Genomic DNA, 18872 nt, shown 5'->3' with positions numbered 1-18872 from the left:
CCGGCGCGGCCTTGCGGATTCCCACTCAGGCCGCGACGGTAATCCCGGCGGCATGCTTGCGACGCGCGGGCTGCACCACGATCTCCACATGCTGGTCGAGCGACACCAGCGCCTGCATCAGCCGCTCCAGCGAAATATTCTGGAGCTTGTAGCGGCGGACCTGGGACACCTTGGGCTGGGTCATGCCGGTAATGGCGGCCGCCTCCGTCTGGCTCAGGCCCCGCTTGTCGAGCAGCGCATTGAACTTGAACGCGAGCGCGGCCTTTGCGGACAGGTCTTCGGCGTCGTCGAAACCGAGGTCTGCCAGTACGTTGTCGGTGCCCTGGAGTTGGCGCTTGCGATGCATCATGTTCTCCCGTTCAAACCGTGAATTATATCTGTTCGGATATATAATACAGGAAGCGAGGGAAGGTAGCAAAAGAGATTCGCTTTGTCTCTCCAATTCGACTTGCCGCATGCATTGCCTGGCATCCGCCTCCACAACCCTCGAGGGGGAGGGCGGACACAAGGCTCGGGTGAGAGACCGGCGAGAGACGACCGGCAAGCCCGAAGGCTCCTCGCCTTGGTCCGCCCATAGAGCACGCAAGGCGCTTCGTAAGCGGCCCACTTTAAAGGCCAAAACCCTCGAATCCGTTACAGGCTTTTGGCTTTCTAGCGCGCGATGTACGAACAACGTGTTTAGGCATCCGCAAACGGATTCCTGAGCATCAGCCTTCCCTCGATGACAAGCCCGTGATGCATGTCCTCGGTGTAAAGCGTCTGGCAGCCTTCGATGGATGCGGCGGCCACAATGCAGGCGTCATAGAACGATATGCCGTGGCACTCAGCGACCAGCCGGGCATGATCGTGGGTTGCCGCCGTCAACGGCACGACATCGCAAAGGCCTTTCACTACGTCCAGGAATTGCCCGATATCAGCCCACGCCATCTTGAGCTTGCGCGCGCATACATTGGTCACCTCGTTGAGCACCTGCACGCTGATCGTCGGACGGAGCTTGAGCAGCGCCTCTGACCGACCGGCCTTCGCCTCGTCTGCCGACAATAGATAGAGCACGATATTGCTGTCGACAAAAATCTTATTCTTCGTCCCGCGCATTGGCCTCGTCCCGGCTGAACTTGAAGTCGGCGGGCAACTTGCCGCGCAAGCGATGCAGACGTGCCAGCAGTTCGTCAGAGCCCGGCTTCCTGCGTACCGCAAAGGTACGCGGCGCATCGACGACGATCTCAATGTCGTCACCCTCACGCAACTCCAATGCCTCCACGACGCTGGACGGCAGACGCACGGCGAGGCTGTTGCCCCATTTCGCGACTAACATGTGACGCTCCCGGAAGATATACATTTTCATTGTATATCCAAGCGACTGGTATGCGTCGGGCTCCACGGCATGCAATGGCTCCAATGATGGCCCGGCGAGCGCAAACACTCGCCGGGCCGTGCCTCAACTATCAGCGGCCGGTGCGGGTCCTATTCCGTTAAAACCGTTTTCTGTCCCCGCAGCGCTGCCAGCTCGCTCAGCACAAGCGTCTCATGGGCGAGCCCCGCTGCCAGTGAGAAAATTCCGCTTTGTACTTCCTGATTCAACGCCCCGCACGCATTGCCTGACGCGGCATAGTCGCCGGTCATGCAGAGCAGTGCGTAAAGCTGACCTGCTTTCTCTGTCGCCAGGCTCAAGGGCGTTTCGGATGGCGCGTGGGACGTGACGAACAGGTCGGCGCCGGTGTGTTCGGCGGTGATGCCATAGCGGGTGTGTTTAGGCATGGCGCGCCCTCCTGAACGATACGGATGCGCGCGGGAGGGTGGTGATGGAGATTGCAATTTGCCCGGAATGGGCGAGCGAAGACCGTTGCATGGAGCATGCCTCCTTCTTTAGCGGATTCGATCCCGCTCCCCGCTGTCAGTCGGGGTGGGCGGGCGCAAGGCAAGGTGACAGACCGACAAGAAGGCGCCGGCGAGCCCGAGGGCTCCCCTGCCCAGGCCCGCCCGTATAGGCGTGCAAAGGCACGACGGACGCAATCATACCGCCTTGCGGCGGGCGTCCACCTTCTTGTTCGAGCTGTCAACTCGGTCGCCACAATCGCAGCGACCCGGCCAGTATAGATTCCTGTGCAGCGCCCAAACCCATCGGCAACAACTTTTAACCCTTGTTGCCGCACCCGTCGCCTCAGATCGCCCCATCGGCACGCAGCACGGCAATCGCCTGCGCGTCCACACCCCAATCCCGCAGAATCGCCCCGCTGTCCGCCCCCGGTTCCACCGGCGCGCTCGGCACGCCAGCCGGCGTGCGGCTGAAGCGCGGGGCCGGGGCCGGCTGCACCACGCCGTCGATTTCCAGGAAGGTCTCGCGCGCGCGGTTGTGCGGGTGGCGGGTGGCCTCGTCCCAGTCGAGCACGGGCGCGAAGCAGGCATCGCTGCCTTCGAGCAGTTCGCACCATTCGTCGCGCGTGCGGGTCAGGAACATCTGCGCCATGCGGGCCTTGAGCGCGGGCCACTGGCGCTTGTCCAGCTGCGCGTCGAAGGCGGGGTCGTCCAGCCCGCAGCGCTCGCGCAGCAGCGCGTAGAACTGCGGCTCGATGGCGCCCACGGCCACGTATTTGCCGTCGGCGCAGGTGTAGGTGTCGTAGAAGTGCGCGGCGCCGTCGAGCAGGTTGTCGCCGCGCTGGTTGCTCCAGCGCCCGCCGGCCTTGAAGCCGTACATCATGGCGCCGAGCAGCGCGGTGCCGTCGGTCATGGCGGCGTCCACCACCTGTCCCTTGCCGGACTGGCGCGCCTCGGCGAGCGCGCACATCACGCCGAACGCCAGCAGCATGCCGCCGCCGCCAAAGTCACCGATGTAGTTGAGCGGCACCGCCGGCGGCCGGTCCGGGCGGCCGATGGCGTGCAGCGCGCCGGCGATGGCGATGTAGTTGATGTCGTGGCCAGCGGCCTGCGCGAGCGGCCCGTGCTGGCCCCAGCCGGTCATGCGGCCGTACACCAGCGCGGGGTTGCGCGCGAGGCAAGCGTCGGGGCCCAGGCCCAGGCGCTCCATCACGCCGGGGCGGAAGCCTTCGATCAGGACGTCGGCGCGGGCGATCAGGTCCAGCACGGTCTGCGCCGCGCCGGGCTTGCGCAGGTCGATGGCCAGCGAGCGGCGGCCGCGCGCGGTCACGTCGCAGCGGGCCTTGCCGGCGCTGGTGGCGGCGGGCGCGCCGGGCGCCCGCGGCCGGTCGACGCGGATCACCTCGGCGCCCTGGTCCGCCAGCATCATCGCGCAGAACGGCGCCGGGCCGAGCCCGACCATCTCCACCACCTTCAGTCCCGCCAACGGTCCCGCCATGTCTTGTCTCCGGTTGTCTGCGCTGCGCCGGGCCCATCCCCGGATGCGTCTTGCCGGATAGTTTGCCACGGCCGCCGCCGCGGGAAATCGTCAATACCGACGAATCCCGGCCCGCCTCACGCTGCAAGCACCGCGAAGGCGGGCGGGTTGGCGGCCAGCGCGCGCCGCAGGGCGTTGGCGGTGAGCTCCTCCAATGCTGCCGGCACGGCCTGCCCGCTTCGCGCCAGCGCGCCAGCCACGCTCACCACCTTGTCGGCGCGGTAGCGGCGGCCGCTGCCGATGGCGGCCTCGAAATCGTTGGCGCGCCGGTTGATCTCCTCCGGCTCCGCCGCCACCAGCAGCACGGCGTGGGCCAGCACCACGTGCAGCGCGGCATCGGCGGCGCCGGCCGCCCGGCGCCAGTATTGCGCCGTGCCGGCGATCTTGCGCGCGTCCGTCTGCGGCCCCCACGCGAGATTGAAGCGGCCGTCACAGAAAGAGCCATCCACGGCCTGCCAGTGCGTGCGCAACCCAAGCTCGGCCAGCGCGCCGGCCAGCACTTCGCACAGGTGCAGGTAGACGCGTTCCGCGTGCGTGCCCGCGCCGCCGCGCACCGGGTAGGCCAGGCTCAGGTTGAGGATGCCCGGGCCCTGCGGCACCAGCCCGCCGCCGGACAACCGCAGCCATACCGGACAGCCGCGCGCGGCGAAGTCACGGCGCGCGGCTTCCAGTTGCGCATGGCGCAGGTAGCTGCGCGGCACCACCAGCGACACCGGCGCCTGCCACAGGTGCGACAGCCAGCGGCCGGCGGCGGCCTGCTCGAGCATGGCGTGCTCGGCGTGGAGGGGATCGGGGTCGGTTGGGTCGGGGGTGAAGGGGGTGAAGGGCATGGGTTGCGCCGTAGTGTGGTGACGTTGCACGGATACCGCTGTTCAATACCACCTCGCCCTCGCCCGAGTGGTGACTTGCCTTCAGGCCAGCCGTTCGAGTTGCTGGCCGACGTCATCCAGCCATGCCTGCTGCCGGCCGGCAATCGCGGCGAATCCCGCGCTGGCCAGCGGATGGCCGGCAAGCCGCTGCCAGTAAGCGCGGGCCAGCGGCAGCATCTCGTGCCAGACCGCGACCGGCGGCTGCGCGGGCGGCGTGAGCGGGTCGAGGTCGTCGCGCATGGCGCCGCTGTCGTGGGGCCGCAGGCCCATCGGCAGCATGTCGTAGGTCGGCGTCAGCGGAAACGGCAGCGCGCCGTCATGCAGGAAGGCCAGGTTGCCGAAATGCATGTCCGTGTTGCCGATCAGCCGGCCGAAGGCATAGAGCCGGCCGGCATCATGATGTGCTTGCTGCGTGATCACGCCCTGCGCGAACAGCGCGTCCGTCACGGCCGGCCACGCACTGCTGCCGCATCCGACGAACTCCGCGTCCAGCGCGTCCAGCGACACCACGCCGCGCCGGCCGCCCTGCTCGGTGCGGTCGAAGCGGGCGACCTGCAAAAAGCGCTGGCCGCCGACATCCAGCAATTCGCTCTGCGCCGCGGGCAAGCCGTGCCCGGCCAGGTGCCGCAGGGCGAGGTGCTCGGCCAGCAGCAGATCCCGCCAGCGCTGGCTGATCGCGCTGTCCTGCGCGGCGCTGAACTTGACCAGCACATCCCGCCCGTCCACCTGGACCGCGAACTTCGGCTGCTCGCCGCCGGCGCTGGAGCCGATCCGCTCGCCCGCCATCGAGCGCGCCGCCAGTTCCGGAAAGCGTTGCGCGCGCTCGCCGGCGGCGATGCCTTCCGGCCGTTGCGCGAGCCAGGCGTCGCGGCTCAGGTCGCCCAGCAGCAGGTTGCCGGTCACGTCATGCTGCCCCGCCGCCAGCGCGACCAGCACGTGGTCGTCGGTCCAGTTCCGCGGGTCGTCGGGCAGGCCGAGCCCGGCGGCGCGCTGGCGCGCCCAGTGCCGGCCTAGAAAGCCCTGCGGGCGCATGTCCTGCAGCCACCACGGCAGGCCTTCGAAGTGGCGATCGGGCTGGCCCGCCTCGCGCACGACAAAGCCCGGATGGACCGGCAACAGTTCGCCCCATTGCTCCAGCCTGCCGGCGGCCGTGACACGGTACAACGCCAGCTGGGCCTGCCCCGCCACGCTGCGGCGCGCCAGATACTGCGCGGCCTTGGCCTTGCCGATGCGCAGCACACGGTCGCTCGCGGCCGCGATGCGGCGCGACAACGTAGGCTGGCTAATCCCCAGCCGCTCGCACAGGTACCCCGCGTTGGCGGGGCCCCTGCCAAGCGCGTCGAGCAGCGCGGTGATGTGGGCAGACATGAATAGATACTGAATGGATCGATGTACGAGAAAATGATTGTATATCAATCGCTTAGCAACGTCTTCTCCAATCTTTTCCGTGGAATATGAATAGATATTGAATAGATAAAAAAGTGCCTTTCACGTTCCACGGCCCTCTTCACCCCCCTCTTCACCCTCCCAAATGCGCCCGCAACAACGCATTGAACTCGCCAGCCCGCTCCATCTGGCTCATATGCCCGGCGTCGTCGAACACCTTGACGGTGGCTCCGGCCGGCGCGTTCTGCGCATGGGCCGGCGGAATGACGCGGTCCTGCGCACCCCACACCACCAGCACCGGCTTATCGCCGAGTTTGCGGCCCGGCTGTTCGGTCTGCCGGCCGCCGCCGAACAGGCTGGCGCCGAGGCTGGCCAGGGCCTCGGTCACGCCGTCGAGGCGCTTGTACTTGAGCAGGTCGTCCAGCATCTGGCGGCTGACCAGGCCGGTGTCGGCGAACAGCAGTTCGATCACCGGCTTGAGGTCGCGCCGCGATTGCGCGTTGACGAAGCCTTCGGTGTAGCCGTTGTTGATCTCGTCGCCGAGGCCGACCGGCGAGACCAGCGCCAGCGAGCGCACGCGCTGCGGCGCGTCCACGGCCAGTTGCGCGGCCACGCCGCCGCCCATCGAGTGGCCGACCAGATGCGCCTGGCCGATGTCGAGCGCGTCCATGAACTGCGCAACGAAACCGGCCAGCGCGGCCAGCGTGGTGCCGGGCAGCCTGGGCGTGGACTGGCCGTGCGCGGGCAGGTCCAGCGCGACCACGGTGTGCGTCTCGGCCAGCGCGTCGAGGTTGAACAGCCAGTTGTCGAGGTCGCCGCCGAAGCCGTGCAGGAACAGCACGGTCTCGGCGCCTTCGCCACGCCTGGCGTAGCGCACGCGGATGCCGTCGATGTCGATGAACTGGTACGCGGCGGCGCCCGCTTCGGCGTCGTCTTCGTCGGCGGCCGGGGTTTCGTAGGCGGCCACGTAGGCGTCGATCTCGGCGTCGCTGACCTCGGGCGGGGCCAGCACGCCGAGCAGCGCCTTGACCGGCAGCACGTCGCCCACGGCGGCGACCTTGCGGCGCAGCGTGCCGGCGTCGGGCGCTTCCACGGCGTTGGCGATCTTGTCGGTTTCCACGTCGAGGATGGGCATGCCCACGGTGATCTGCGCGCCCTCTTCCACCAGCCAGTCGTTGATGGTGCCTTCTTTCATCGACAGGCCCCATTTGGGCATGACGATCGGGGTGATCTCGGCCATCAGTGTTCTCCTCCCTTCACGGTCTTGCGCGCGGCCTCGGCGATCTGCGCCGCGCTGGGGATGTAGAGGTCTTCCAGCGCGGGCGAGAACGGCACCGGCGTGTGCGGCGGGCACACCATCTCGATGCCGGCCTTGAGCGCGCCGAAAGCCCGCTGCGCGACCTGCGCGGCGATGTCGGTGGCGATGTTGCAGCGCGGGCTGGCTTCGTCCACCACCACCAGGCGGCCGGTGTTTTCCACGGTCTCCAGCACGGTGTCGATGTCCAGCGGCGACAGGCTGCGCAGGTCCACCACCTCGGCCTCGATGCCTTCCTTGGCCAGCGTGGCGGCGGCTTCCAGCGCGCGGTGCACCATCAGGCCATAGGTGACGATCGAAACATCCTTGCCGTCGCGCACGATATTGGCCTCGCCGAACGGAATCGCGTACGAGTTCTCCGGCACCTCGCCTTCGAAGCCGTACAGGTTCTTGTGCTCGCAGAAGATGACGGGGTCGTTGTCGCGGATGGCCTGGATCAGCAGGCCCTTGGTGTCGTAGGGCGTGGACGGGCACACCACCTTGAGCCCCGGGATGTGCGTGAACAGCGGCGTGAGCATCTGGCTGTGCTGGGCCGCCGCGCGAAAGCCCGCGCCGACCATCGCGCGGATCACCACCGGCGTCTCGGCCTTGCCGCCGAACATGTAGCGGAACTTGGCGGCCTGGTTGAAGATCTGGTCGAAGCACACGCCCATGAAGTCGATGAACATCAGCTCGGCGATGGGGCGCATGCCGCAGGCCGCCGCGCCGATGGCCGCGCCGACGTAGGCGGACTCGGACAGCGGCGTGTCGAGCAGGCGGTCGCCGTGCTTGGCGTAGAGGCCCTTGGTGACGCCGAGCACGCCGCCCCAGGCGTCCTTCTCGCCGTCCGCGCCGGCGCCGCCGACGATATCCTCGCCGAGCATGATCACGCTCGGGTCACGGGTCATTTCCTGGTCGATCGCTTCGTTGATCGCCAGCTTCATGCTGAGTTTGCGGGACATGGTGTGGTCTCCTGTCTGTGCTGTTCGTGCGGTCCGGTCTGCGATGCGCTCAGTAGCTGACGTAGACGTCGGTGAGCAGGTCGGCGGCGGTGGGGAACGGCGCGGCCTTGGCCTGCTGCACGGCGTCCTCGATCAGCGCGGCGACCTGCTCGTCGATAGCCTTCAGTTCTTCGGGGGCGATCACGCCGGCCTGCGTCACGGTGGCGGCGAATTTCTTCAGGCAGTCCTTGTTGGCGCGGATGTCGTCGAGCTCGCCGCTGGCGCGGTAGGTCTGCGCGTCGCCCTCGAAATGGCCGTAGAAGCGCACCATCTTGCATTCGAGCAGCGCGGGGCCGCCGCCTTCGCGGGCACGTTTGATGACTTCGCCGGCGGCCTCGTGCACGGCGAAGAAGTCGGTGCCGTCCACGGTCACGCCGGGAATGCCGAAGCCGGCGGCGCGGTCGACGTAGCTGTCCACGGCGGTGCCGTACTCGCGCGCGGTGGACTCGGCGTAGCCGTTGTTCTCGATGACGAAAATCACCGGCAGGTTCCACACGGCGGCCAGATTCAGGCTTTCGAGGAAGGTGCCCTGGTTGGAGGCGCCGTCGCCGGCGAACGTGATGCCGACCTCGCCCTTGCCGCGGAACTTAGCGGCCAGCGCGGCGCCGCAGACCAGCGGCGCGCCCGCGCCGAGAATGCCGTTGGCGCCCATCATGCCCTTGGACAGGTCGGCGATATGCATGGAGCCGCCCTTGCCGTTGCACGAGCCGCCCTTGCGGCCGTAGATCTCCTTCATCATCGCCGCCGGATCCACGCCCTTGGCGATGCAGTGGCCGTGGCCGCGGTGCGTGCTGGCGATGCGGTCGCCGTCGCCGAGGTGATGCAGGATGCCGACGCCGGCGGCTTCCTCGCCGGCGTAGAGATGGACGAAGCCGGGAATGTCGCCGCGGCCGAAGTCCACGTGCAGGCGCTCCTCGAAATCGCGGATGGTGCGCATGCGGCGGTACACGGCGAGCAGGTCTTCCTTGCCGAGCGGCAAGGTGTTCTGGCTGGCTGGGGTGGTCATGGCTGTCTCCTTCATGGTTTTGTGGTGGCGGTAAGGCTCTCGGCAAGCGTTGGCGGGCAGGAAGCGGGCGGCGGCGCGCGCCCGCAGCGCATCAGCCCGGCGGCAGCGGCGTAGCGCATGCAGGCGGCCACGTCGAGGCTGAGGAAGGCGCGCTCGCGCAGCGTCACGGTGACTTCGTCGCGCGCGCCGAACACCAGCTCGCGCTCGCCGTCCAGCGCGACGATGCCGCTGCGCTGGCGCACGCGGTGCGGCACGCCGTCGGCGAGGCGCTCCCAGCCGGCGATGGGCACGGCGCTGAGCAGCCCGGGCGCGATCGGCGCGCGCAGGTCGAAGCGGCCCTCGCCGGCGGCGGCGAGCTCGATGGCGAGGCCGCCGGGCTCGTGGCGCCCGACCGGCTCGAGCAGCCCGCCGATGGCGGACAGGCCGATGGCCTGCGGATCGGCGAAGGCGAGGTACACGGCGCCGAGCGTCTCGGTCTTCCACAACGCGCGCGCGCCGATGAAATGCTCGTGCGAGATCACCGCGTCCACCAGGGCGATGTCGTGGCGCACTTCGTGTTCGCCGGCGATGCGGACGTCGAGCCGCTTGTTGGCGGCCAGCGCCTGCGCGGCGGGAATGCGCCCGCTGGCGAACAGGCCGGTGGCGAGGCCGGTGATGGTGGCCTCGCGCATTTCGGGATAGGCGTTGTTGGTGCCGGTGGAGATGCCGGCAATCGGCACGCGGCCGCATTCGCGCACCACCGCGCGATGGGTGCCGTCGCCGCCGAGCACGATGATGGCGGCCACGCCCGCCTCGCGCATCATGCGCGCGGCCAGGAAGGTGTCGTCCACGCGCGCGGTGACGGGCATGTCGAGGTAGGCCACTTCGGGCAGCGCGGCGTCCGGCCCCTGGCGGCGCGTCAGGTGGCGCGCCAGCAGCACGCGCATGCCTTCGCGGTCCGGCATCATCAGCACGCGGCCCACGCCGCAGGCGGCGAGCGCGGCCAGCAGGCGCAGCACGATGTTGACGCGGTCGGCCAGCTGCAGCGTATTGGCGTTGGCGATCACGCGGCGGATGTCGCGCGCCGAGATCGGATTGGCGATGATGCCCACCAGCGGCCGCGCGGCCAGCGTCTGCTCACCCATGCCTGGTCTCCTGCCGTTTTATCTTGTGGCAGGCATATCGCAATGGGCGTGCCACCCGGCGCACACGCAGGCAAGGCAGCAAAAGCGCGGAAAAAGCGCGGGATTACCCGCAGAAAAAACGGCTACCGGCGAGACAGCCGGGGCCGCGCTGTGACAGGTGTCACAGCATCAGGTGTCAAGCCGCGCGACACCTGTCGCGCAGTCAGTGCGGCGCGTCGCGCTGGTTGGGCGAGGCGATGCCATAACGCGCCATGCGACGGTACAGCGTCATGCGGCTCACGCCGATCTGGCGCGCCACCGCGCTGAGGTTCCAGCCCGCCGCGCGCAGGTACTGCATCAGCAGCATGCCTTCGGGCGGAAGCTGGTGCGGATCGAAGTGTGGATCAGAGTGCGGACCGGGGCCGGCGACCGGCGCCGGCTGGACCGCTGGCGCCGCCGCGCCGGCCGGCGGCAGCGCGGGCGCCAGCAAGCCCGGTTGCCGCGGTGCGGCGCCGATGCCTTCGGGCAGGTCTTCCACTTCGACATGGCCGCCGGTGCAGACCGCGCGCGCGTATTCGAGCGCGTTGCGCAGTTCGCGCAGGTTGCCGGGCCACGCATGCGCATGCAGGCGCGCGCGCGCCGCCGGCGACAGGCTGACGGCGGCGGCGCCAGCGCCGAGCATCTTGCCGATCAGCCAGTCCAGGTCGGTGCGCTCGCGCAGCGGCGGCAGCACGAGGCGCGCGCCGTTGAGGCGGTAGTACAGGTCTTCGCGGAAGCGCCCGCTGCTCACCAGTTGATCCAGCGGATGGTGCGTGGCGGAAATCACGCGCACGTTGACCGGCACCGGCCGCGACGCGCCGATGGCCAGCACCTCGCCTTCGGCCAGCACGCGCAGCAGGCGCGATTGCAGTTCGCGCGGCATGTCGCCGATTTCGTCGAGGAACAGCGTGCCGCCGTCCGCTTCCTGGATCAGGCCGCGCTTGGCGCGCGGGCCGGCGCCGGAGAAGCTGTTGGGCAGGTGGCCGAACAGTTCGCTCTCGATCAGCGTCTCGGGAATCGCCGCGCAGTTGACCGCCACGAACGGCCCGCCGCGGCGCGCGCTGGCCTGGTGCAGCGCCTTGGCGAGGTATTCCTTGCCGCTGCCGGTCTCGCCGTTGATCAGCAGGTTGATCGGCGAATCCACCAGCCTGGCGGCGCGCTGCAATTGCTGCTGCAGCGCGGCATCGCCGCCGCACAGGGCCGCCAGCGGCGCCTGCAGCGGCGCGGCGCGCGCCACCACGGCCGGCTGCCAGCGCGGCGCCGGCGGCATCACGCTCAGGTAGAGCCGCCTGCCGCTGCGCGACAGCGCCAGCGCGCGCTGCTCGCTCGGGCGCGAATGGACGAAGCGGCCGAGCTCGTCCAGGCGGGCGTCGAACAGCGCCTCGAAGGCCATGCCCAGCACCGGCGCGCCCGATACGTTCGATACGCTCGATACGCCGCCGCCCGCGCCAAGCTCGGCCTCCAGCATCTGCTGCGCGCGCCGGTTGTGGCCGCTCACGCGGCCGGCGGCGTCGAGCGCGAGCAGGTATTCCGGGTTCACGTCGACGAATTCCGGCGCCGCGTCGAGCTTGAGGATCCAGTCCTCGCGGTGGCTGCGCAGGAAACTGGCGTTCTCGATGTGGCTGGCGTAGATGCGCACCATCTGCAGCGCCAGCCCCTGGCTGTCCTTGGCCTGCGGCGAGGTCAGCGCGGAGATGTCGAGGATGGCGCAGAGGCTGCCGTGCGAGTCGAACAGCGGCGCGGCGGTGCAGGTCAGCGGGATGTGGGTGGCGTCGAAATGGTCGGCCTGGTGCACCGTCAGCGCCTGCCCGGTGGCCAGCGCGGTGCCCACCGCGCAGGTGCCGGCGCCGGCTTCGCTCCACTGCGCGCCCAGGTACAGGCCGGCGCGGCGCAGGCGCGCGTCGGCATTGGCGTCGCCGAGGTAGTCCACGGTCACGCCCTGCGCGTCGGTGAGCAGCACCACGTAGCCCATGCCGGCCACCTGGCCGTAGAGCGTCTGCAGGCCGTGGCGGGCGATGCGGGTGAAATCGTCGATGCGCTGCTGGTGCTCGCGCAGCCGCGTCTGCGGCAGGATGCGGGCCTGCTGCATGCGCGCGGGGTCGAGCCCGTACTGGTGCACGCAGCGCCGCCAGGAATTCTGGATGATGGTCTCGGGCGCGCGCGGCAGGCGCGGCAACGGCGCGCCGGCGTGCGTGGTGAGCTGGACTACCGTGTCGATGTGCTCGCGTTGCCGCAGGTCCATCGTCGTCTCCTTGTCGTCTCCCGGCGTGGCGCCGTCCGGCTCTGCGTGCCTCTGGATGACGGGCGGCCGGGAATCCTAATGTATCCGACCGGGAGCGGCTTGGGCAAACCTCTTCATGCGATGTGCGCGGGCAGGCCCATGCGTGCGGCGCAGCAATTTTCGTATCCGTCCAATGTCCACGGCTCGGGTTTCGCCTTAACTTCGAGGCCTCCCACTCGCCCACGCCGGCCCATGCCGATCCTGTTCCCCCCGACCGAAGTCATCACCAGCGCACTCGACGGCACCCGCTACATCGTTTTCCAGGGGCCGGACCTGATCTCGAACGAACTGAGGAAGACCGGTGGCTTCGAAACATGGCTGCGCCCGTTCTTCGAAAAGCTGCTGCGCAACCAGTTGCCCGGCACCATTCTCGACGTCGGCTGCAACATCGGCACCTTCGTGCTGCCGCTGGCGCGGCAGTATCCGCTGCACCGCTTCGAATGCTTCGACGCGCAGCGGCTCGCGCTCTATTGCCTGGGCGGATCGATCGCGCTGAATTCCCTTTCCAACATCAACACCTACCATCTCGCGCTGTCCGACCGACCCGGCGAAATCGAGGCGCAGATCCCGGACTACCCGAGCCACAACAACATCGGCAGCTACAGCTTCGACGCGGAATTCAACGCTTTCCATCGCCGCAGCCCGCAAGGCGTGGCGGTCGAGCGGATTCCCGTGGCGACGCTGGACCAGGGCGAGTACACCGATATCCGCCTGATCAAGATCGACGTCGAAGGCATGGAGCTCCAGGTGCTGCAAGGCGCCCGGGAACTGCTCAGGCGCAACCACTATCCGCCGCTCGTCTTCGAGACGTGGAAATTCGCGTGGTTCGCCGAGCGCAGGGAAGCACTGATCGCGTGGGTGGAGGCGCTGGGCTACGAGGTCTTCCACTGGGGCTGCGACAGCTTTGCCCAGCATCCGGCCCACGGGGAAGTCATCCGGTTCTAGCGTTCCCGGGCCGCGAAGTGCGGGCGCCGCGCAAGCGCGCGCCGGCGGCGCGGAACGGGCGGGCGCATCCGCGCATCCGCCCGCACATCCGCGCGCGCGCCGGCTTCAGCAGCCGAGCCGGTCGGCCAGTTCCGTCATGCTGCCGGCCACCACGTCCCAGTCGGACTCGGCGGCGCGGTCCTTGGACTGGTTCGGCCCGTATTCCGTGGGCCGGTTGACGTAGGCCGTGCGCATGCCGTGCGAGCGCCCGTGGCGCAGGTCGCCGTTGTGCGCCGCCACCAGCATCACCTCGTGCGGATGCAGGCCGAGAAAGCCGATCACGCCGCGGTAGATGCGCGGATCGGGCTTGAAGTGGCGCACCACGTCGGCGCTGTAGATCGCGTCCCACGGCAGGCCGGCGTGCCGGGCCGTGTCGATCAGGCACGGCACGCTGCCGTTGGAGAACGTGCTCAGGATGTAGCGCTGCTTCAGGCGCGTGAGCCCGGGCACGGTGTCGGGCCAGCCCGAGAGCCGGTGCCAGGCGCGGTTGAGGTAGTCCTTCTCGGCCTCGTCCAGGCCCTGGATGCCGAACTCGTCGAGCAGCACGTCGAGCCGCTCGCGGTGCAGCACGTCGATGTTGGCCCAGGGCCGCGCGCCTTCGCGCACGCGGTCCATGCCGGGCACGTAGCCGGCGCGCCAGGCGTCGGCGAACGCCACCCAGTCCGCCTCGATGCCCTTGTGCTTGCCGAAGGCGGCGAGGTCGGCGCTGACGCTGCTGCGCCAGTCGACCACGGTGCCGAACACGTCGAACACCAGCGCCTTCACTTCGCCGAGGCCGTGCTTGCCGGCGTCCGCCGCCTGGCCGTTATTGCTGTCCATGTCTGCTCCCGTTGCGGCCGCGCTCAGGCGCTGACCTTGTCGAGCAGGGCGATGTCGTCGGCGCCGAGCTGCAGGCGCGTGGCGGCGATCAGGTCGTCCAGCTGCGCCACCGAAGTGGCGCTGGCGATGGGCGAGGTGATGCTCGGCCGCGCGATCAGCCACGCCAGCGCGACCTGCGTCGGATTGGCGCCGCGGCGTGCCGCCACTTCGTCGAGCGCGGCCAGGATGCCCAGGCCGCGCGCGTTCAGGTAGGCCTTGACGGCCTGCCCGCGCGCGCTGCTCTTGTCGAGGTCGGCCTCGGAGCGGTACTTGCCGCTCAGGAAGCCGCTGGCCAGCGCGTAGTAGTTGAGCACGCCCAGCCCTTCGCGCAGCACCAGCGGTTCCAGCTCGCTCTCGTATGCCGCGCGGGTGTAGAGATTGTAGTTCGGCTGCAGGCTCTCGTAGCGCGGCAGGCCGAGGCGGGCGCTGGTCGCCAGCGCTTCGGCCAGGCGCGCGGCGCCGTAGTTGGAGGCGCCGATGGCGCGCACCTTGCCGGCCTTGATGAGGCGGTCGTAGGCGTCCAGCGTTTCTTCCAGCGGGGTGTCCTGGTCGTCGGTGTGCGACTGGTAGAGATCGATGTAGTCGGTCTGCAGGCGCTGCAGCGAGGCATCGACGGCGCGCTCGATGTACGCGCGCGACAGGCCCTTGCTGCCTTCGCCCATCTCGATGCCGACCTTGGTCGCCAGCACCACCTCGGCGCGCTTGCCGCTGCGCTTGAACCACTTGCCGATGATGGTCTCGGATTCGCCGCCCCGGTTGCCGGGCACCCAGCGGGAATAGACGTCGGCGGTGTCGACGAAATTGAGCCCGGCGCCGACGAAGGCATCGAGCAGCTTGAAGGAGGTGGCCTCGTCGGCACTCCAGCCGAACACGTTGCCGCCGAATGCCAGGGGCGAGACTTCCAGCCCGGACCTGCCCAGTTTGCGCTTGGTGATGCTTGAGGTCATCCGTTTTGCTCCGCGAGTTGCATGCGATGTGCCCCCGTCAGGCCGGCCCGTCGGCGGCAGGGTGCCGCGCCGGTGGCCGGCGCGGCGAAAAGCACATTGTAGGCAGGGAACGGAAAGCTTGCTGGCGGGGTCCGCGGCGGCCCCTTCCGTGCGTCAGCCGCGCAAACTCAAAGCGCGGTGCGCGCGGCGGGCGCGAGGTCGCGCATGGCCTGCGCGGCGATCTCGAACGAGCGCAGGCGAGCTTCGTGGTCGTAGATCTGCGCGGTCAGCATCAGCTCGTCCGGGCGCAGGTCGTCGACGAAACGCTGCAGGCCGGCGCGCACGCCGGCCGCGTCGCCCACCACCGAGCAGGCCAGCGAGCGGCGGATATGGGTGGCCTCGGTCTCGCTCCACAGCGTCTCGATGTCGTCCACGGGCGGACGGATCGGGCCGGGCGCGCCGCGCACCAGCGCCAGGAACTGCTGCTGCAGCGAGCTGAACAGGCGGCGCGCCTGCACCTCGGTATCCGCCGCGAACACGTTCAGGCCGAGCATGACGTGCGGGCGGTCCAGTTGCTCGGACGGGCGGAAGGTCTGCCGGTACAGATCGACCGCCTGGCGCATGAAGCCCGGCGCGAAGTGCGAAGCGAACGCGAACGGCAGGCCCATCGCCGCGGCCAGCTGCGCGCTGAACAGGCTGGAGCCGAGCAGCCACAGCGGCACCTTCAGGCCCGCGCCGGGCACCGCGCGCAGGCGCTGGCCGGGGCGCGGCGTGTCGAAATACGCCTGCAGTTCTTCGACGTCCTGCGGGAAGGCGTCGGCGGTGTCCTGCGTGGCGCTGCGGCGCAGCGCGCGGGCGGTGGACTGGTCGGTGCCGGGCGCGCGGCCCAGGCCGAGGTCGATGCGGCCCGGGAACAGCGCCTCGAGCGTGCCGAACTGCTCGGCCACCACCAGCGGCGAGTGATTGGGCAGCATGATGCCGCCCGAGCCCACGCGGATGGTGGAAGTGCCGTTGGCGACGTGGCCGATCAGCACCGCGGTGGCGGCGCTGGCGATGCCGGGCATGTTGTGGTGCTCGGCCAGCCAGAAGCGGCGGTAGCCGAGGCGCTCGGCGTGCTGCGCGAGCGCAAGCGTGTTGCGCATGGCCTGGCCGGCATCGCCGCCTTCCACGATGGGCGACAGGTCAAGCAGGGAGTAGGGGATCATGGCGGCACTCATGGCGTAGATGCGGAACGTCGATGGGGGCGACGGACTGCGGCCGGCTCGACGATTTATTGAACGATCGCTATATTAATCACAGGCTGGTGCGACTGGCAACGGAAAAATATAATGACCACTATGAAAAAGAGTGTTTCCGGCGCGGGCCGCGGACGACCCCGGCAATTCGATCGCGACGCGGCGCTGGGCCAGGCCCTGGCGCTGTTCTGGCGCCACGGCTACGAGTCCACCTCGGTCGCTGCGCTCACCGAGGCGATGGCGATCACCGCCCCCAGCCTGTACGCCGCCTTCGGCAGCAAGGAGCAATTGTTCTACGAAGCCGTGGACCGCTACGCCGAGACCCACGGCGCGCTGCTGTACGGCCCGCTGGAAGCCGGCGGCAGCGCGCGCGACGCGGTGCGCGACCTGCTGGCCGGCGCGGCCGCGCTGTTCAGCGCCAAGGGCAGCCCGGCCGGCTGCTTCCTGATGAGCGGCACCAGCTGCTCGGCGGACTGCGCCTACATCGAGGACACGCTGCGCCTGCGCCGCCGGGAAAAGGAACAGGCCATGCAGGCGCGCATCGAGGCCGGCATCGCCGCGGGCGAGCTGCCCGCGGGCGCCGACGCGGCGGCGCTGGCGCGCTTCTTCAACGCGGTGATGCAGGGCATGTCGATGCAGGCGCGCGACGGCGCCACGCGCGCCGCGCTGGAAGGGCTGGCGGAGATGGCGATGCTGGCCTGGCCGGCGCCGCCCGCAAGGCCTGCCAAAGCGGCCAGAACAAAGGCGCCGCAGAGGGTTTAGGAAGCCGGCGGCTCCGGCCGGCGCCACAGCCACGCCAGCACGCAGGCCATGCACGCGATCGCGGCATAGGCCAGCCAGGGCCGGTGCATGCCGTACAGCAGCACGCCGGCGCACACCGTCATCGCCGCCGTGGCGCTCCACTTGGCGCGGCGGCTGACCATGCGGCCGTGATGCCAGTTGTAGAGCATGGGGCCGAACACGCGGTGGCCGAGCAGCCATGCGTGCAGCCGCGGCGAGCCCTTGGCCGCGGCCCACGCGGCCAGCAGCACGAATTCCGTGCTCGGCAGCCCCGGAATGAACAGGCCGAGGATGGCCACGCCCAGGCTGGTCAGCGCCAGCGCGGTCAGCAGCGCGCGCGCCGCGCGCGTGCGCGCCAAGCGCAGCGGGGCGTCGTCGACCTGCGCCGCGGCGCGGGCCCGGGGCGGCACGGCGTCGCGCGGGCCGGCTTTGGCGTCATCCACGGCGGTTCACCTCGGCGGCAAACCGCGCCGCGCTGCGGCAAGGCGCGCGGCCCCGTGCGTGAGGGCGGCAACGGCAGGTGGCATGGAATGGCTTCTCTCGGTTCGGCTGGCGGTGTGCGTGCCATTGTCCGCGCCGCCGCGCCGCGCGGCAAGGCGTGGCCCGCGCGACCCCGGCGGCGATGCGGCTTGCGCGCATATGCAAAGCCGAATTCCTTCGTTGAGCACGCCGCGCGGCACGGCATATGGTAGCGCTTTGGCGGCAGGCGCCGCCCTCTTCCCTTGCCAAGGAGCCTCGCCATGACCGTCGCCGCGACCGCCGCTGTGACCGCCGCCGTGACCGATACCACCGCGGACGCCGCGCGCCGGCACGCCGCCGGACAACCGCTCACCGTGCACCCGCTTTCCGCGCACATCGGCGCGCGCATCGACGGCGTGGACCTGCGCGCGCCGCTGCCGCCGGCACAGGTGGCGGCGATCCGCGCCGCGCTGCTGAAGTGGAAGGTGGTGTTCTTCCGCGACCAGCACCTGTCGCACGAGCAGCACATCGCCTTTGCCCGGCAGTTCGGCGAGCTCACCGTCGGGCATCCCGTGTTCGGCCACGTGGACGGCTTTCCCGAGCTGTACTCGATCAGCAAGCACCGCAAGGCCAACCGCTTCGAGGGCCAGGCGATCCAGCGCCCGTGGACCGGCTGGCACACCGACGTGACCGCGGCGGTCAACCCGCCGGCCGCCTCCATCCTGCGCGGCGTGGTGATCCCGCCCTATGGCGGCGACACGCAGTGGACCAACCTCGTGGCCGCCTACCAGGGCCTGTCCGAGCCGCTGCGCCGCATCGTGGACGGCCTGCGCGGCGTGCACCGCTTCACCGCGCCGGCCGGCGCCAGCGCTACCGGCGAGTTCGAGCGCGCGGTCAAGAGCCGCTCGCTGGTCAGCGAGCATCCGCTGGTGCGCGTGCACCCCGAGACCGGCGAGCACGCGCTCTACGTCAGCCCGAGCTTCCTCAAGTCGCTGTCCGGCTTCGCGCCGCGCGAGAGCCAGCAACTGCTGGAGCTGCTGTGGGAACACGTGGTGCGCCCGGAATACACGGTGCGCTTCAAGTGGGAGCCGGGCAGCATCGCGTTCTGGGACAACCGCGCCACCGCGCACCTGGCGCCGGCCGACATCTTCGACCTCGATTTCGACCGCCAGCTCTACCGCATCACGCTGGTGGGCGACGTGCCGGTGGGCGTGGACGGCCGCCCCTCCAGCGCGCTCGAGGGCGACCCGGTGCTGGCCGCGCACGGTGCGGCTTCGTAGCGCGGCGGCGCCGGCATCG

Annotated in this window: 19 protein-coding genes; 3 read left to right on the top strand and 16 right to left on the bottom strand. The window is 69.6% G+C overall.

The window, feature by feature from the left end; genetic code table 11:
- Window positions 1-25 precede the first annotated feature (25 nt).
- The 12 genes from KF708C_RS13120 to KF708C_RS13065 form a co-directional block, all read right to left on the bottom strand.
- Window positions 26-349, bottom strand: coding sequence for an XRE family transcriptional regulator (locus KF708C_RS13120; protein ID WP_020205448.1), 324 nt, complete (start codon window positions 347-349; stop codon window positions 26-28).
- Window positions 350-678: 329 nt separating this feature from the next.
- Window positions 679-1095 (bottom strand): PIN domain-containing protein, encoded by a 417-nt coding sequence (locus KF708C_RS13115; protein WP_020205449.1) that lies wholly within the window; start codon window positions 1093-1095, stop codon window positions 679-681.
- Window positions 1076-1315 carry an AbrB/MazE/SpoVT family DNA-binding domain-containing protein gene (locus tag KF708C_RS13110; protein WP_029044135.1) on the bottom strand — a complete coding sequence of 80 codons (240 nt, stop codon included), beginning with the start codon at window positions 1313-1315 and terminating at the stop codon, window positions 1076-1078. Before KF708C_RS13110 ends, KF708C_RS13115 begins: the two co-directional genes overlap by 20 nt.
- Window positions 1316-1464: 149 nt before the next feature.
- Window positions 1465-1758 (bottom strand): hypothetical protein, encoded by a 294-nt coding sequence (locus KF708C_RS13105; protein WP_020205451.1) that lies wholly within the window; start codon window positions 1756-1758, stop codon window positions 1465-1467.
- A gap of 403 nt (window positions 1759-2161) precedes the next feature.
- Window positions 2162-3313, bottom strand: a complete 1152-nt coding sequence (locus KF708C_RS13100) for a CaiB/BaiF CoA transferase family protein (protein WP_020423930.1) — start codon at window positions 3311-3313, stop codon at window positions 2162-2164.
- A 116-nt stretch (window positions 3314-3429) separates the two neighbouring features.
- Complete coding sequence (locus tag KF708C_RS13095; protein WP_020205453.1) at window positions 3430-4182, bottom strand: lipoyl protein ligase domain-containing protein; 753 nt, start codon at window positions 4180-4182, stop codon at window positions 3430-3432.
- A gap of 81 nt (window positions 4183-4263) precedes the next feature.
- The gene (gene yjjJ / locus KF708C_RS13090) at window positions 4264-5589 is read right to left on the bottom strand and encodes a type II toxin-antitoxin system HipA family toxin YjjJ (RefSeq protein ID WP_063923002.1); all 1326 of its coding nucleotides are present in this window, start codon (window positions 5587-5589) and stop codon (window positions 4264-4266) included.
- A 151-nt stretch (window positions 5590-5740) separates the two neighbouring features.
- Window positions 5741-6847 carry an acetoin dehydrogenase dihydrolipoyllysine-residue acetyltransferase subunit gene (locus KF708C_RS13085; RefSeq protein WP_059412104.1) on the bottom strand — a complete coding sequence of 369 codons (1107 nt, stop codon included), beginning with the start codon at window positions 6845-6847 and terminating at the stop codon, window positions 5741-5743.
- Entirely contained in the window at window positions 6847-7863 is a 1017-nt protein-coding gene (locus KF708C_RS13080) for an alpha-ketoacid dehydrogenase subunit beta (protein ID WP_059412103.1), read from the bottom strand. Before KF708C_RS13080 ends, KF708C_RS13085 begins: the two co-directional genes overlap by 1 nt.
- 49 nt (window positions 7864-7912) lie before the next feature.
- Entirely contained in the window at window positions 7913-8908 is a 996-nt protein-coding gene (locus tag KF708C_RS13075; protein ID WP_020202479.1) for a thiamine pyrophosphate-dependent dehydrogenase E1 component subunit alpha, read from the bottom strand.
- Window positions 8909-8919: 11 nt separating this feature from the next.
- Entirely contained in the window at window positions 8920-10032 is a 1113-nt protein-coding gene (locus tag KF708C_RS13070) for an ATP-NAD kinase family protein (RefSeq protein WP_059412102.1), read from the bottom strand.
- 202 nt (window positions 10033-10234) lie between these two features.
- Window positions 10235-12292, bottom strand: a complete 2058-nt coding sequence (locus KF708C_RS13065) for a sigma-54-dependent Fis family transcriptional regulator (protein WP_059412101.1) — start codon at window positions 12290-12292, stop codon at window positions 10235-10237.
- A 231-nt stretch (window positions 12293-12523) separates the two neighbouring features.
- On the opposite strand from KF708C_RS13065, the gene KF708C_RS13060 reads away from it, so the two are divergent.
- On the top strand, window positions 12524-13276 hold the full coding sequence (locus KF708C_RS13060; RefSeq protein WP_059412100.1) for an FkbM family methyltransferase: 753 nt from the start codon (window positions 12524-12526) through the stop codon (window positions 13274-13276).
- Window positions 13277-13381: 105 nt separating this feature from the next.
- On the opposite strand, the gene KF708C_RS13055 is transcribed toward KF708C_RS13060, so the two are convergent.
- The 3 genes from KF708C_RS13055 to KF708C_RS13045 all read right to left on the bottom strand — a co-directional run bounded on the left by KF708C_RS13055 (window position 13382) and on the right by KF708C_RS13045 (window position 16304).
- Window positions 13382-14134 carry a haloacid dehalogenase type II gene (locus KF708C_RS13055; RefSeq protein ID WP_059412099.1) on the bottom strand — a complete coding sequence of 251 codons (753 nt, stop codon included), beginning with the start codon at window positions 14132-14134 and terminating at the stop codon, window positions 13382-13384.
- Between the two features lie 23 nt (window positions 14135-14157).
- Entirely contained in the window at window positions 14158-15120 is a 963-nt protein-coding gene (locus tag KF708C_RS13050) for an aldo/keto reductase (RefSeq protein ID WP_059412098.1), read from the bottom strand.
- A gap of 167 nt (window positions 15121-15287) precedes the next feature.
- Entirely contained in the window at window positions 15288-16304 is a 1017-nt protein-coding gene (locus KF708C_RS13045) for an LLM class flavin-dependent oxidoreductase (RefSeq protein WP_082079537.1), read from the bottom strand.
- A gap of 123 nt (window positions 16305-16427) precedes the next feature.
- On the opposite strand from KF708C_RS13045, the gene KF708C_RS13040 reads away from it, so the two are divergent.
- On the top strand, window positions 16428-17096 hold the full coding sequence (locus tag KF708C_RS13040) for a TetR/AcrR family transcriptional regulator (protein WP_059412096.1): 669 nt from the start codon (window positions 16428-16430) through the stop codon (window positions 17094-17096).
- On the opposite strand, the gene KF708C_RS13035 is transcribed toward KF708C_RS13040, so the two are convergent.
- Window positions 17093-17557 (bottom strand): YbaN family protein, encoded by a 465-nt coding sequence (locus KF708C_RS13035; protein ID WP_059412095.1) that lies wholly within the window; start codon window positions 17555-17557, stop codon window positions 17093-17095. The genes KF708C_RS13040 and KF708C_RS13035 overlap by 4 nt on opposite strands.
- A 297-nt stretch (window positions 17558-17854) precedes the next feature.
- Here KF708C_RS13035 and KF708C_RS13030 point away from each other — a divergent pair, with 297 nt between their 5' ends.
- Window positions 17855-18853 carry a TauD/TfdA dioxygenase family protein gene (locus KF708C_RS13030; protein WP_231586468.1) on the top strand — a complete coding sequence of 333 codons (999 nt, stop codon included), beginning with the start codon at window positions 17855-17857 and terminating at the stop codon, window positions 18851-18853.
- Window positions 18854-18872: the final 19 nt, after the last annotated feature.

Origin of the sequence: Cupriavidus basilensis (genome assembly GCF_000876015.1) — a bacterium.
GTDB classification, from domain to species: Bacteria; Pseudomonadota; Gammaproteobacteria; order Burkholderiales; family Burkholderiaceae; genus Cupriavidus; species Cupriavidus basilensis_B.
Note: the sequence above shows the minus strand (reverse complement) of the source record. Positions and strands in the feature narration are given on the sequence as shown.

What these genes read in the sequence shown, in the direction of transcription:
- KF708C_RS13120 (WP_020205448.1), bottom strand. Translation starts at nt 349, where the DNA reads ATGATGCATCGCAAGCGCCAACTCCAGGGCACCGACAACGTACTGGCA.
- KF708C_RS13115 (WP_020205449.1), bottom strand. Translation starts at nt 1,095, where the DNA reads ATGCGCGGGACGAAGAATAAGATTTTTGTCGACAGCAATATCGTGCTC.
- KF708C_RS13110 (WP_029044135.1), bottom strand. Translation starts at nt 1,315, where the DNA reads ATGTTAGTCGCGAAATGGGGCAACAGCCTCGCCGTGCGTCTGCCGTCC.
- KF708C_RS13105 (WP_020205451.1), bottom strand. Translation starts at nt 1,758, where the DNA reads ATGCCTAAACACACCCGCTATGGCATCACCGCCGAACACACCGGCGCC.
- KF708C_RS13100 (WP_020423930.1), bottom strand. Translation starts at nt 3,313, where the DNA reads ATGGCGGGACCGTTGGCGGGACTGAAGGTGGTGGAGATGGTCGGGCTC.
- KF708C_RS13095 (WP_020205453.1), bottom strand. Translation starts at nt 4,182, where the DNA reads ATGCCCTTCACCCCCTTCACCCCCGACCCAACCGACCCCGATCCCCTC.
- yjjJ (WP_063923002.1), bottom strand. Translation starts at nt 5,589, where the DNA reads ATGTCTGCCCACATCACCGCGCTGCTCGACGCGCTTGGCAGGGGCCCC.
- KF708C_RS13085 (WP_059412104.1), bottom strand. Translation starts at nt 6,847, where the DNA reads ATGGCCGAGATCACCCCGATCGTCATGCCCAAATGGGGCCTGTCGATG.
- KF708C_RS13080 (WP_059412103.1), bottom strand. Translation starts at nt 7,863, where the DNA reads ATGTCCCGCAAACTCAGCATGAAGCTGGCGATCAACGAAGCGATCGAC.
- KF708C_RS13075 (WP_020202479.1), bottom strand. Translation starts at nt 8,908, where the DNA reads ATGACCACCCCAGCCAGCCAGAACACCTTGCCGCTCGGCAAGGAAGAC.
- KF708C_RS13070 (WP_059412102.1), bottom strand. Translation starts at nt 10,032, where the DNA reads ATGGGTGAGCAGACGCTGGCCGCGCGGCCGCTGGTGGGCATCATCGCC.
- KF708C_RS13065 (WP_059412101.1), bottom strand. Translation starts at nt 12,292, where the DNA reads ATGGACCTGCGGCAACGCGAGCACATCGACACGGTAGTCCAGCTCACC.
- KF708C_RS13060 (WP_059412100.1), top strand. Translation starts at nt 12,524, where the DNA reads ATGCCGATCCTGTTCCCCCCGACCGAAGTCATCACCAGCGCACTCGAC.
- KF708C_RS13055 (WP_059412099.1), bottom strand. Translation starts at nt 14,134, where the DNA reads ATGGACAGCAATAACGGCCAGGCGGCGGACGCCGGCAAGCACGGCCTC.
- KF708C_RS13050 (WP_059412098.1), bottom strand. Translation starts at nt 15,120, where the DNA reads ATGACCTCAAGCATCACCAAGCGCAAACTGGGCAGGTCCGGGCTGGAA.
- KF708C_RS13045 (WP_082079537.1), bottom strand. Translation starts at nt 16,304, where the DNA reads ATGATCCCCTACTCCCTGCTTGACCTGTCGCCCATCGTGGAAGGCGGC.
- KF708C_RS13040 (WP_059412096.1), top strand. Translation starts at nt 16,428, where the DNA reads ATGACCACTATGAAAAAGAGTGTTTCCGGCGCGGGCCGCGGACGACCC.
- KF708C_RS13030 (WP_231586468.1), top strand. Translation starts at nt 17,855, where the DNA reads ATGACCGTCGCCGCGACCGCCGCTGTGACCGCCGCCGTGACCGATACC.